The 12,343-nt window shown below is 34.9% G+C and carries 15 protein-coding genes; 1 reads left to right on the plus strand and 14 read right to left on the minus strand.

Going from position 1 to position 12,343, the window contains the following annotated elements; translation table 11 throughout:
- The 10 genes from CLOS_RS11800 to CLOS_RS11845 all read right to left on the minus strand — a co-directional run bounded on the left by CLOS_RS11800 (position 1) and on the right by CLOS_RS11845 (position 8,695).
- The gene (locus CLOS_RS11800; protein WP_012160108.1) at positions 1-864 is read right to left on the minus strand and encodes a YitT family protein; all 864 of its coding nucleotides are present in this window, start codon (positions 862-864) and stop codon (positions 1-3) included.
- Positions 865-894: 30 nt separating this feature from the next.
- Positions 895-1,623 (minus strand): WecB/TagA/CpsF family glycosyltransferase, encoded by a 729-nt coding sequence (locus CLOS_RS11805; RefSeq protein WP_012160109.1) that lies wholly within the window; start codon positions 1,621-1,623, stop codon positions 895-897.
- Positions 1,620-2,699 (minus strand): polysaccharide pyruvyl transferase CsaB, encoded by a 1,080-nt coding sequence (gene csaB / locus CLOS_RS11810; protein ID WP_012160110.1) that lies wholly within the window; start codon positions 2,697-2,699, stop codon positions 1,620-1,622. Before csaB ends, CLOS_RS11805 begins: the two co-directional genes overlap by 4 nt.
- Positions 2,699-4,861 carry a DUF5693 family protein gene (locus tag CLOS_RS11815; protein WP_012160111.1) on the minus strand — a complete coding sequence of 721 codons (2,163 nt, stop codon included), beginning with the start codon at positions 4,859-4,861 and terminating at the stop codon, positions 2,699-2,701. The genes csaB and CLOS_RS11815 overlap by 1 nt, the downstream gene beginning before the upstream one ends.
- Positions 4,862-4,939: 78 nt before the next feature.
- The gene (locus CLOS_RS11820) at positions 4,940-5,428 is read right to left on the minus strand and encodes a hypothetical protein (RefSeq protein ID WP_012160112.1); all 489 of its coding nucleotides are present in this window, start codon (positions 5,426-5,428) and stop codon (positions 4,940-4,942) included.
- A gap of 163 nt (positions 5,429-5,591) precedes the next feature.
- A complete protein-coding gene (locus tag CLOS_RS11825; RefSeq protein WP_012160113.1) occupies positions 5,592-5,942 on the minus strand; it encodes a type II toxin-antitoxin system PemK/MazF family toxin in 351 nt (116 codons plus the stop codon).
- 1 nt (position 5,943) lies between these two features.
- Complete coding sequence (locus CLOS_RS11830; protein WP_012160114.1) at positions 5,944-6,219, minus strand: CopG family ribbon-helix-helix protein; 276 nt, start codon at positions 6,217-6,219, stop codon at positions 5,944-5,946.
- Positions 6,220-6,315: 96 nt separating this feature from the next.
- Positions 6,316-7,488: an alanine racemase gene (gene alr / locus CLOS_RS11835; protein ID WP_012160115.1), complete on the minus strand. Its 1,173-nt coding sequence runs from the start codon at positions 7,486-7,488 to the stop codon at positions 6,316-6,318.
- Positions 7,489-7,518: 30 nt separating this feature from the next.
- Positions 7,519-7,887: a holo-ACP synthase gene (gene acpS / locus CLOS_RS11840; protein WP_012160116.1), complete on the minus strand. Its 369-nt coding sequence runs from the start codon at positions 7,885-7,887 to the stop codon at positions 7,519-7,521.
- Positions 7,888-8,080: 193 nt separating this feature from the next.
- Positions 8,081-8,695, minus strand: a complete 615-nt coding sequence (locus CLOS_RS11845; RefSeq protein ID WP_012160117.1) for a hypothetical protein — start codon at positions 8,693-8,695, stop codon at positions 8,081-8,083.
- Positions 8,696-8,868: 173 nt separating this feature from the next.
- Here CLOS_RS11845 and CLOS_RS11850 point away from each other — a divergent pair, with 173 nt between their 5' ends.
- Positions 8,869-9,876 carry a hypothetical protein gene (locus CLOS_RS11850; protein ID WP_012160118.1) on the plus strand — a complete coding sequence of 336 codons (1,008 nt, stop codon included), beginning with the start codon at positions 8,869-8,871 and terminating at the stop codon, positions 9,874-9,876.
- A 148-nt stretch (positions 9,877-10,024) separates the two neighbouring features.
- On the opposite strand, the gene CLOS_RS11855 is transcribed toward CLOS_RS11850, so the two are convergent.
- The 4 genes from CLOS_RS11855 to CLOS_RS11870 form a co-directional block, all read right to left on the minus strand.
- Positions 10,025-10,462: a hypothetical protein gene (locus tag CLOS_RS11855; protein ID WP_012160119.1), complete on the minus strand. Its 438-nt coding sequence runs from the start codon at positions 10,460-10,462 to the stop codon at positions 10,025-10,027.
- 16 nt (positions 10,463-10,478) lie between these two features.
- Complete coding sequence (locus tag CLOS_RS11860) at positions 10,479-10,838, minus strand: hypothetical protein (protein ID WP_012160120.1); 360 nt, start codon at positions 10,836-10,838, stop codon at positions 10,479-10,481.
- On the minus strand, positions 10,819-11,013 hold the full coding sequence (locus tag CLOS_RS11865; RefSeq protein WP_041719330.1) for a hypothetical protein: 195 nt from the start codon (positions 11,011-11,013) through the stop codon (positions 10,819-10,821). Before CLOS_RS11865 ends, CLOS_RS11860 begins: the two co-directional genes overlap by 20 nt.
- A gap of 807 nt (positions 11,014-11,820) precedes the next feature.
- Entirely contained in the window at positions 11,821-12,342 is a 522-nt protein-coding gene (locus tag CLOS_RS11870) for a helix-turn-helix domain-containing protein (protein WP_012160121.1), read from the minus strand.
- Between the last annotated feature and the right edge of the window lies 1 nt (position 12,343).

Consider the following 12,343-nt stretch of genomic DNA (forward strand, 5'->3'; position numbering starts at 1 on the left):
TTATTTTTTTACTTCTTTAAATCCTTCACCTAAAACCTCATGAACGGTATTGACCATCATGAATGCTCTTTCATCGATTTCATAAACCAACTTTTTCAAGTTCGCTACTTGAGCACGATCCACGATACACAGAATTACATTTTTATCTGCACCTGTATAGTAGCCTCTTCCCTCTAAGATGGTAACACCTCTGTCCAAATCAGAAATAATCTTTCCGCTAATTTCATCGTATCTATCAGAAATAATGTAAAATGCCTTGGAATAATTTAAGCCATCTACAATAAAATCTGCCATTTGTGTGACGATATATAAGGATATTATAGAATATAAAGATGTATCGATATTTCTAACGACGATCCCTGCAGTTATCACCACGAGGAGGTCTAATATCCCCATGAGCTTCGGTATACTGATATTCGGTAGGTACTTATTTAAGATAGCACCTGCTAGATCCGTTCCTCCTGTGGTTCCCCCAGATCGAAAGACCATGCCGATTCCAATTCCTAGAACCACGCCACCAAATATGGAGGATAGTAATAAGTCGTTGGTTGGTACATAACCTGACCCAAAGATCGTAAAAATTCTTATAAAGGCAGAAAGACTCAACGTAGCATAGCCTGTTTTTGCACCAAAGCTACCGCCGAGAATGAATATTCCTGCAATGAACAATGGAACATTAATCACCAGGTTACTTACATCAATGGGAACACCCGCAATTTTCTGTATTACAATTGCAAGTCCAGTTACACCTCCAGGGGCTATGGTATTGGGCTCTAGGAAAAATACTAGGCCCAATGACATGAGCGCACATCCGAAGGTGATCCCCAGATATTCAACAAATGTAGTGTATATTTTATTTTTCATAGGCAACACCTCTATCCGTATCAAATTTATCTATTCTTTGGTAACGATCACTTTTATTAAAAACTTAGGTAAAACCATCATTCGTTTCAACCTTGTAGGCTCTTTCAGAAGTCTGTAGAACCACTCTAGTCCCAGTTTTTGAAATGCTACAGGTGCTCTTTTAACCACACCTGCATAAACATCCACACTGCCTCCAACACCCATTGCGATGGCACAATTCAGCTTACTTTTATTTTTGTCGATCCATTTTTCCTGCTTCGGCGCACCGAAGCAAACAAATAAAATGTCTGCATGGGCTTCATTAATTGTATGGATAATTTCTGGTTCTTCAGCTTCCATAAAATATCCATGGTGGTATCCTGCGATTTGAATCCCAGGGTATTTTTTATCAATATTCTTACAAGCCAACTCTGCAACGCCAGGTTTGCCACCAAGAATGAAAATTGATTTTTTATTTTTTCCACAATATTGCAGTAGCTTGTCCATTGTATCCACGCCAGTAACTCTATCTTTTAGCTCCAAACCCTTTATTTTTGAAGCTAAGATTACACCGATGCCATCTGCTAAAACTAAATCTGCTTCTTTTAAGATTCTATATAAATCTCTGTCCTCTTGAGCTAACATTACAATTTCAGGATTCGGTGTATAAACGGATCTTACGACTGATTTTTTTTCTAGAAAATCGATTAGAATATTCAATGCTTGGGATTCATCTACTACATCGAAATTTACACCTAATACACGCTCTTGCTTTCTCATACGATTCCACCCTTTTCCATAAAGCTTTTCAAAATGAATATATTCTCTTCTGATTTTGTTTGAAGCATACGTCTTCCAATATGGATTCTTTCTGCATATAAATCATGATGAGCCAGAACCTGATCGATGGCTTTGATGAGACTTTCTTCCTCCAGTTCTTCTAGCTTACCACCATTTTCCTGTCCAACGATTTGTAAAAAATTATAAATTTTCGCATCATATTCAATCCCTAGAATTGGAATACCAGCAATTGCTCCAAATATAAGGGAATGGAGCCGCATGCCGATCATCATATGAAATCCTGACATCATATGAATCAATTCTTTAATGGTATATTTATTTTCTAAAATTTTAGGATTTCCTTCCATCATGGATGCAATTTCTTCTGAAACGATATAGTCTCTGGGATGCTGCATCGGTACGAAAATTACTTCATAACCTTTCTGAATTAAATAATCTCCAGCACCAGCGATGGCACTTTTATACCGTTCTTCATCCTTCCAATCTCTTACAGATATTCCTATCTTCTTTTTAGAATATTCTTCCTCTGCAACCTCAACCTTTGGGATATTTTTGTAGGCAAAGGTCACATCGGCAGTTACAGTAATATCCTTCTTTATCCCAAGAGATATCATTTCTTCCTTGGACTGTATATCTCTTACCGTAATCACATCCACTTTATTGATAATGTATTGGACCAATTTTTTATTAAAGGTTTTCGTGATGGGCCCGAAACCATTGCCATAGAACATTACTTTCTTACCCATTTTTTTTGCGATATAAATAATACTTAAATAATAAATTAAGGATCTTACACTGGTGGCATCCTGTAAAATCGATCCGCCGCCACTAACAACGATATCAGCTTCCCTAATGGCTTTAATTAAGTCCATGTATTTATTCCGGCTTACGGACTTAATCTTGTATTTTTCCATGGTCTCCTTAGCGTTATAGCTTAAAACTGAGATATTGGCATTGGAAATATGCTCTCTGATCTGATCTACGATAACTTGTAAGATTGCTTCGTCCCCTGTATTCTGAAATCCATAATATCCAAATATGAATACGTTCTTCATTAATTTCTTCCTTTCTTAGCCTCCCTAAACAATGATTGCATTCCCTTAAGGATCATCTCTAGTATCACAATATAGACAATACCTAAAATAATTCCTATACCTAAAGAATATACAGTTCGCATAAAGGATAAGTATATTGGTGTTCTCAAATGGCTAAAGGTATTCGCAATAGAGGTTTGACCAATAATCGCTCCGAGCCCTGCTCCAAAAATAAATAAAGTGGATCTTTTTGTAGCAAAATAAATTGCCGCCATCAGTGCAGGGAATGCAATTAGAAACTCTTTATTCCTAGGTCTTGCTATCAGCTTTTCCTCTAATATATTTCTTGCCATAATTTCAAGAGTCGATGGCTGAATATTGGTTTCATGGCCAGTTCTAGCAATATAAATATATCCAGCCACTAACACAACGGCGCCCAACAAGACATAAATTACTTTGATATCCTCAAATAAAAGCTTCTTCATATCTTCCAGTGTTAAATTCGGTTCTTTTTTCTCTTTGCCTTTATACCCAAAATAAGCTAAATAGATTGCAACATATAGAGCAATTGGTAACATCTGGCTAAATTTTACACCTCTAAATATATCCATCTCCAATAAGAATTCTGTATTGGAAAGAATTCCTGCAATAAAGAACGCTCCAATTAAAGAAATTCCACTGGCAGTTAACAAGGTTTTGATAGCGATTCCTATGGTACTGAATAAAGAATCGCTTTTTTGAGGATCATAGAAATATTTTTTACATTCTTTACATAGCCATGCAATGGCTAAAGAAGGAAATACAATGGATGCACCAAGGGCCATGATCTTTTCCATCAATTGGGGTTTTACAAAATATGCAGCAGGCACCAGCAGTAATCCCAGCACCAACAAGATATCTTTTAATTTCTTATGTCCGCTAAACAGATGAGAAAGTAACAGGATAGCAGCGGCAACTACGCCCCAACCAATTACAGTCTGTTTTGCCAATCGTACACGATTCGGTGCGAAAGGTTCACTTCGTCCAATGGTTATACCATGCTCAGAAATTCTACCTTCAAATCGTTCAAACATTTTTTCATATTCATCAAAATTTGTAACGTAAGATATTTTATTTTCTTTAAATGGCTTGAAGTATACCAATCTGACATTTCTTTCCGTTACTGCTCTATATAGGGTGTTTTCGATTTCCTCCGCACCTTCATAATCATATGCTTTAAATTTTTCCTGAATATACGGCCATATGGAGAAAATCCTTACAGCGTTATAGTCTAAGGCTCTGGTTAACTCATCGATTCCTTCCTGCTCCAAATGTCCCCTTTGAACGGAAGATTCTACTAGACCCACCATGATATTTTGCTCTTGCATGTACTTTGTTGTAAGGTCACTATAATTTGGGTATCCTAAAATAACATTGCCCGTAAATATAAATGCTGGGGGTATGATTTTATATGTTTCAAAATCCTGGAATAATGCAATAATATACTGATCCATTGTCCATGGGCTATAGTTTGACGGTCTTGCAAATACCTCTAATCCACTGTCCTTAATCAAGTTGATCTTCTCTGGATCAAATCCTAACCCAATCTTGATCAGCTTCGATGTATATGGATTCTGCTTCAAGCCTACGCCCTTATCGTTTACGTCTGAAAAGGTCTTTGGGTGATAAACGGTATCGTATATATCTCCCTTTAGAAGAATTAGATACTTTCCATCATCCGATAAAATTTGAAATAAATCTTTGCTGTATCGACTTTCTAGTCCATTCTGTATAAATTTGAAGCTATCTTCTGATTCTGTAGCAACTAATACATCATATTTCGTAATCTTATCCTTAATAGTTTCTTCTAAATCTCCTAAATAATTCTTTACCTCCATATTATTTTGCAGCACTTCCCAGCCCATGATCGCATGGACATCTTTATTGTCATAGATCATGGATTCAATGGTCTCTTCAAGAAGACCTACATACTGAACACCAAATTTACTGAAATTGCTGAACCACCAGCTCAGCTCATGGTCTGACTGCATTGCCATCTCATTCATTTCGTCATAATCTAAAACAATATCCACCACTTTATTCTGATTTTCAATTCCATATCGTTGAAATATTGTTGTGGCTAATACAATGATACTTAAAAGAATGATCAGGATCTCTTTTTTATCTTTTATCTTTTTTATCATATTTGCACCTACTTTCTAGAAATATATCCAATAAAATGACTTCCATTTTATTGAAATAGGAAGTCTATTTTATGTATTTTACTTTAGAGTATATGTTCCCTTCACTAGCAGAAAGGCATCTGTTAATGCCAGTGCTCCTCTTCCATCGGATCTTGGTATAATCAACAGATGATTTGGTGAAATTTTTTCTCCCTGCTGTAAATCTTTAGCTGCCGTTACGTCTGTCAGCCCTCCTAACGAGCTGATAATGGCAGTAACTTCACCAGATCTTAGGATAACTTCTGTGCCTTCACCTGCAATTAGACTTTGTCCACTTTTCATCTCTACCACTTGAAATGATCCATTTCCTGCATAACCTGGCTGTCCTGACGGATTTCCAAAAGAAGTTTTTTGATCTATGTAATCCTTTAATTGATTTAATTTCAGGTCCACATAAGATAGTGTAACTAACGGATCTGTTTGTGAACCTGGATCCTTCGTTGAAGCACTAACAATCTGACCTGCCGTAATTAAAGAAAGTGTTATTATAACAGTAGAAAAAATATATCCTTTAGATTTTCTCTTCAAACCTACCATCTCCTTCATAATTTAAATTGTACTCCAATTACACATGATTTTCTCATATTCTTTTCATATTATACTACAATAATACTGATAATGGAAGAATACAATCGGCACCCAAAATAAAAAAGACCTAAGTTTCCTTAAGTCTTTTCAGCATTTTAAGTCTTTAGAATTCGATTAAACCGAGACTAATTAATAAGGCCTCATTTACTTTCTCCATAATATCATCTGTTACATGGCCGACTTTTTCCTCCAAACGCCTTTTATCAATGGTTCGAATTTGCTCAAGTAACAAAACTGAATCCTTTGGTAATCCATAATCAGAGGATTTAATTTCAACGTGGGTTGGAAGCTTGGCTTTATTGATTTGCGAAGTAATAGCAACTACGATAATGGTAGGACTATATCGGTTTCCTATATCATTCTGTATGATTAATACAGGCCTTACTCCCCCTTGCTCCGAGCCGATAACAGGGCTTAGATCCGCATAAAAGATATCTCCTCTTTTTATAATCACTTTACTCACACTCCGCCATTCTCGCCTCGTAGGTTTCTAACGAAGACATATCTAAACTTAGTCCAAGCTCGGCCAATGCCAGATTGATTACTCCCATCTCTTGATAGCCTCTCTTCATCTGCTCTCTCAGTTCCATTTTATTTCTCTCCCGAATGTATAGTTTCATTGCTTCACGAATAAACTCGCTTCTATTTGTCTTTTCCATAGAAACAATATTATCTACCTCTTGTAAAAGACTATCAGGAAGGCTTATCATAATTCTTTTTGAATCGGCCATTGTGCACCTCCTAAAAGTATTGAAGGAAAATCCTATGATAGTATAAGTCTTTCATTATTTACAGAAAATTATACTTGGTCACAAAAATCTATACTCCTATATTAGCAAAATATCCTTAATGTGTACAATACTATTATTTTCCATGTACACCCTCGGAACACGCTTTCCTAGCATACATACAATTTCGTAATTAATGGTACCCAGCTTGTTTGCAATATCATCAATACTCAATCCACTTTCTCTATCATTGCTATAAAGCGTAACCTCATCTCCTGGTTCAACATCTAAGCCCGTAGCATTGGCCATACATTGATCCATACAAATCCGGCCAACCAGCGGTATTTTGTTGCCTTTTACGATGGCTTCTGCCTTTCCAGACATCATTCGGGTATAGCCATCTGCATATCCGATCGGCATTGTAATAATTTTTTCATCGCCTGAAGTGGTATACTTTAATCCATAGCTGATCCCTCTATCTTTAGTAAGGGTTTTTACATGGGATATTTTAGCCTTTAACTCCATTACTTGTTTTAACTCAATTCTGGATTTATCCACATCATCCGATGGATATAAGCCATAAAGTATGATTCCTGGTCTTACCATATCTAAGTTCATTTCAGGTAGATCCATAATTGCAGCACTGTTGGAAACATGCTTAATTGGTATTGGACACCCTTCCTGCTCTAACTTCTTTACAAAGTCCATAAATGTATGGAATTGTTGGTAGGTATACGCCTTGTCCCGATCATCTGCTGCAGCGAAATGTGTAAAAATGCCTTCAATCGTTAGGTTCGGTAGGTTAAATATTTTTTTAATATCATGAATCGCCTCTTCATTCGGTTGGAATCCCAATCGAGACATACCAGTGTCTATTTTTAAATGAAGGGTCATCTTCTGATTCTTTTGCTTTGCAGCATTAGAAAATTCAAGGGCTTGATCATAGGAATATACGGTTTGGGTAATATTGTTGTCCAAAATCAATTCTCCTTGATGCTCAGGGGTATATCCCAAAACCATAATTGGCACTTCATACCCTGATTTTCTCAAGGCTACTGCCTCACTTAAGGTAGCCACTGCAATTCTATCGGCACCATTTTCAAGCAATGTTTTTGCAATTTCAGCAGCGCCATGACCGTATCCATCGGCCTTTATCACAGCACATACAATCGTATCTTTTTTCACGATGTTCTTTATGGCATGGATATTATGCTTCAAATGGTCTAAATTAATCTCAGCCCAGACAGGTCTTAAATTTTCTTTTGTTATCATTGGTATCCTCCTATTTTGTTATGATATTTACTATATGGCAATAGCTTGTGCTACAGCATTACTTTTATTATGTGAAATGGATATTAAAATTTGCTCAATATGCATACTGTCCGCTAGAGTTTTGGCGTTATTGTGAAGCTCTACATAGGGCTTTCCTAAGGAATCCTTTAATATCTCGATATCCTTCCACTTCATATTTCTTATGCCAGTCCCTAGGGCCTTAGCTGTGGCCTCTTTGGCAGCAAAATGCCCCGCAATAGTCTCCATGATATTATTTTTTTCTTCAAATAGGCGCTGCTCATTCAATGTGAAAATACGATCCATAAAACCATTGTTTTTAGATATTGCTTGTCCGATTCGATCAATTTCAATAATATCAATTCCGATTCCCTTAATCATACTTTTCACCTCTTATAATACTATCATATCACTTTCTTTATATTTTTTAAATCTTTAAATAATTCAACATAAAAAACAAGTGTAATTGTAGAACACCTTGATTCGGTGAACTCGATTACACTTTCGTTATATCACTTTTTCAGCAGAAGTAATTTTTTATCGTCTGATCCTTCTTTAAAACACAATGGCCTTCTTAATCTTCAAAAAACTTGATATCCAGTTGTTCTATCTCATCAGGTCCAATAATGGAGTGGAGCAGCGAATATATAACTTGGACCTTTTTTTCTAGCGATTCCTTCTCGTCCCGATATTCACCAAGTTTTTCTCTTAATCGTTCAATTTCTTCATCTACAGTTTTCAGTCTAGATTGGGTGGTATTAATCTCCGCATAAGATACCTTGGCTGTGGCCTTTAATAACTCCAGATTTACATGTTCTATTTTTTCTGGATATATTTCTAGTTCCTCTAACAATTGATCGATTTCTTCATTTAAAGCATTGATTTCATTTTTTGCATCTTCAATACTAGAAACTTGAACCTCTTCCCCTTTGCTATTTAAGAGATCCGATAAGTGGATGATTTTATTCATAAGAACTCGTTTTTTCTCTTTGTTCACTCGTAATTTATCCTGCGCTTGTTTTTGTTCGATCAATAGCTTCTCCAGTTCCTTACTGAGATTCTCCATAGACTTATTCATATTATTATTGTATAAACTTCTCCAATGCTTATTATAAAGTAAAATCGGTATTCTGTTCTTTTTCATTACTTTATTTGCAAAATTTATAGAAGCAGCTTTTTTAAAAAACATAGATATTGACCTCTTTTCTCCTTAAAACATATGGTATGATGCATACGATTGCCTATTATTAATTTCGGTAATTTCACTTAAAATCCTTCTAGTATTATTTTACTATTTTAGGCACCATTATTTATGTAATGTTTTTTCTAATATTGGTAAACCTATAGTAGAGGTGATTTTCTATGATTCATTTTTGCAGAAAAAATTATAATAAGATTATGCCAATATTCATCATCCTATTTATTTTAACCGGTTGTAGCAATAACCTAAAAAAACCAAATCCGAATTCCAATGAAGTTTCCATGCCGAAGCTACCGAAGGTTTTATCTGAAATAGAAGAAGACATACTTAAGGTTTTATATGATATGGATACTATATCTGGCATAGAAGAAGCACTGAAGCAAAAAAAGCTGGAGGATGAAAAAGCTCATAAAAATCTTACCGTTGAAGTACAGCAAAGTAAAGAAATTAAAGATGAAAAAAAAGCAGAGGCCAAAGAAGAAAAATCTAAAAAAGAAGATTCAAAGGAAACTGAAGGCTCTGAAAAAATAGACCTAAAGGTTCTAGTGACCAAGGATCAGATTATCATTCCTCTTTTGGATGCTTCTGATATACACAGTAGCTTTATTAATATACCTACTCTCCCAAGGAATATTGACGAGGTTTGGAGTAAAATTAATGCCACCGTTACTGAAATTCATACTAAGTGGAATAGTTTAGAAGCTCAATTAGTATCGGTCAATATATCCTACAAAAAATGTGAAGAATTTGAAGCAATATTGGATAATTTTACATTAGCGATTATGAATAGAGAAGTGCTACCAAGCCTTAAGCTAGGAAATGAGCTTACGAGAATAACCTCTGATTTTAGAAACTATTTCAATGGAAACCATAGTCATAATATCTATGGCATGTATTACCACATTAGAGGTTCTATTTTATTTGCAGCATCTAATAATTATTTGGGAGCATTAGAGCATTTAAATGAAGCTAGCAAGCTAAGTACTTCTTTAAGACAAAATTTAACGAAACAGGAAGAGCAGGATACGCTACAGAAGCTGGATCTTTCCATTGAGGATTTAAGAAAACAATTGTCCGATGAAAATTTCTATTTGAGTCAAGTAAAGGCCCCTATTGTTATTAAAAATATTAAACTAGCAGAGGATGTATTTAAGACACAAATTCGATAGCCGCCTCCTTAGAATTCAAAATCTTTTTAAATAAATAAGGAAGTATACGATTTTTAATGTATACTTCCTTATTTTTTATTTCACATAAGGTTTTAATATTAATCATTATCAAGAAATACATTCCATAGAATGGCCCACATACAGAACGCTAATAATTTTCTGTCTTTATTTTATGTCTGGGAATTTCTTTTGTTGCACATATTTCTTTATTTACAGTAGCGTTAAATATCTTTTTAATGCCCATCCATGTAAAACATGAAATGGCTGCCATGGTTCCTAGTTTGCCGCCCACACCTACATATGTCGTCGTCGCTAAAAGAAATATGGTCCCTACAATAATTCCAATGGCCACCATCTCCAATATATGGGGTATATTTTTTTTAGAGATCATTCCAGCATAGGCTCCAGTAGTTGCTACGACAGCTAAAGTTTTTCCTATTTCTGGATGGATATAGGGAAAAATGATTCCAGAAAGAAGTGTGACGACAGCAGCACCCATAACAGCTCCTTTATTTAAATGGATACTAATCCAATAGGCAGATACAGAGCCCATAACACCAGCGAATAAAATCCATAAAGTATTCATTTACATCCCTCCTTATCTAGCCAAATAACGTCATGATTATTTTAGTAATTAAAGTTGCAGTAGCCGCTGTTGTTCCGCCTTTTCCCCCAAATCCTGCGTAGATCTCCTTTGTTAAAGAGATGATAGCACCAACGATGAAGCCGCCTACAATGGCCCAATTTAAGGAGGGGATGACTTCAGCACTGGACATCCCTACAAAGGATGATGTAAATACAGCTCCCGCTAAGGTAGTAGGAAGAAATATAGCTCCCATTACGCCCACTAAGCCATTTGCTATTATTGCACCATACCCCATTTTATGATTCATATACCAAGTAAGAGCCGCACTGATCACAGAGAGGATCACTATATTTCTATTATTTTCTTTGATTTCCACTACCATTACCTCCTACAAAGATTTCTTTAAAGTGGTCCGTCAATCCAATAAAATAAAAAAAACCGAAACCTATCAATAGAATTTTACAAGGTATATTATTTGTTCGATGAAAAGAATTTACCAAAAGCAAACTTCCCGTCAAAATAAATAAACAGAAACCAATGAATTTTCTCATAATTCATCCCTCCTAATGAATAAGTTTCAGTATGCAAATATCCACCCCTGTGTAGAAGTATGAAATCAAAAAATCTATTCCTTAATTTACCTGATCTCTTCCATGTTTTCGCAAAAAATCTCATATTTTATTATCTGTTTTAAAATTCTAAAAAATGTATTTTTTCAGAAATATAAATTCATTTATTGTTAAATAAGTATCAATATTTATTTTTTCTATACGATTATCTACCATGCATTACATATTCTTTTCAGTGAACATTATCGATTCTATTTCTCCAAGTTCACTCAGAACCCTTGAAAATTAATTTATATAGAACATTATTCTTAAAATTTCTATCCTATATTCTATTATATCCCCTTTTCATTAAAAACGAAACAGTATATTTCTTACAACACACCAACATTTTATGGTTAATATTTTAACAATTTCAACTTCTTGTTCTCTATCAATTTAATAAAAAAAGTAGAAAATCTTAGTTTTCTACTTTTTCATCTTATAGTTTATAACCATATATGGATATGGATTTATTCCAAAGAAATTGGTCTAATTTTATAGTTAGTACTTCCTTACTAGGTTCAATCAACTTGTGAATATATACTATGATAGAGTCTATAGGATACGCATCAAATTCATTGAATATCTTGGGTTTTCCAAAGCGAACCTTTGGCACAGGTAGTTTAACTCAGCAGGATCTAGAAATATTGAAATCAATATGGATCATACTACCATTTTCTTTAATGTACTGTAATGTATGCTCATCTATTTCCAACTTCATTAGAACGCCCCTCCCCGATGGATATTTCTTTATTTAAAAACCTTAATTGCCATGGTTTTAAAAATAGCATAGATTTCAGTGCCTTTTTCTATATTCAAATCATTCAATGATTTTCTAGTGATTAAAGCCACAATAGAAATTCCTGTATCAACGAAAACCTTCGCACTTTCCTCTTCTATTATAATGTTGGTTACCGTTCCCTTTAGTATATTTCGTGCACTATTCGGAAAGATTTCCAAACTGAGGATGATATCCTCTGGTCGAATCAGCATCTTCACATTACCATCTAAATTCGTATTGACAGAGATTTTCACACCATTGACCTGTGCATATTTTTCCCCATCTTCCTCTATGATACTGGCATGGTAAGTGTTGCTCAATGCATTTGTCTTGGCTAAATAAGTTTCTAGTTGAGCATCTGAAATTCTTAAGCTTCTGCCTATTTTATGTGCTGAAATATCTCCTCGCTTAATCATTTCATAAACAGTGTATTTTGATATTTTAAGCTTTAAAGCAAGTTCTTCCGGCGTGTATAGAATATCATTATTCATC

The sequence above is a fragment of the Alkaliphilus oremlandii OhILAs genome (assembly GCF_000018325.1).
Taxonomy (GTDB): Bacteria; Bacillota; Clostridia; order Peptostreptococcales; family Natronincolaceae; genus Alkaliphilus_B; species Alkaliphilus_B oremlandii.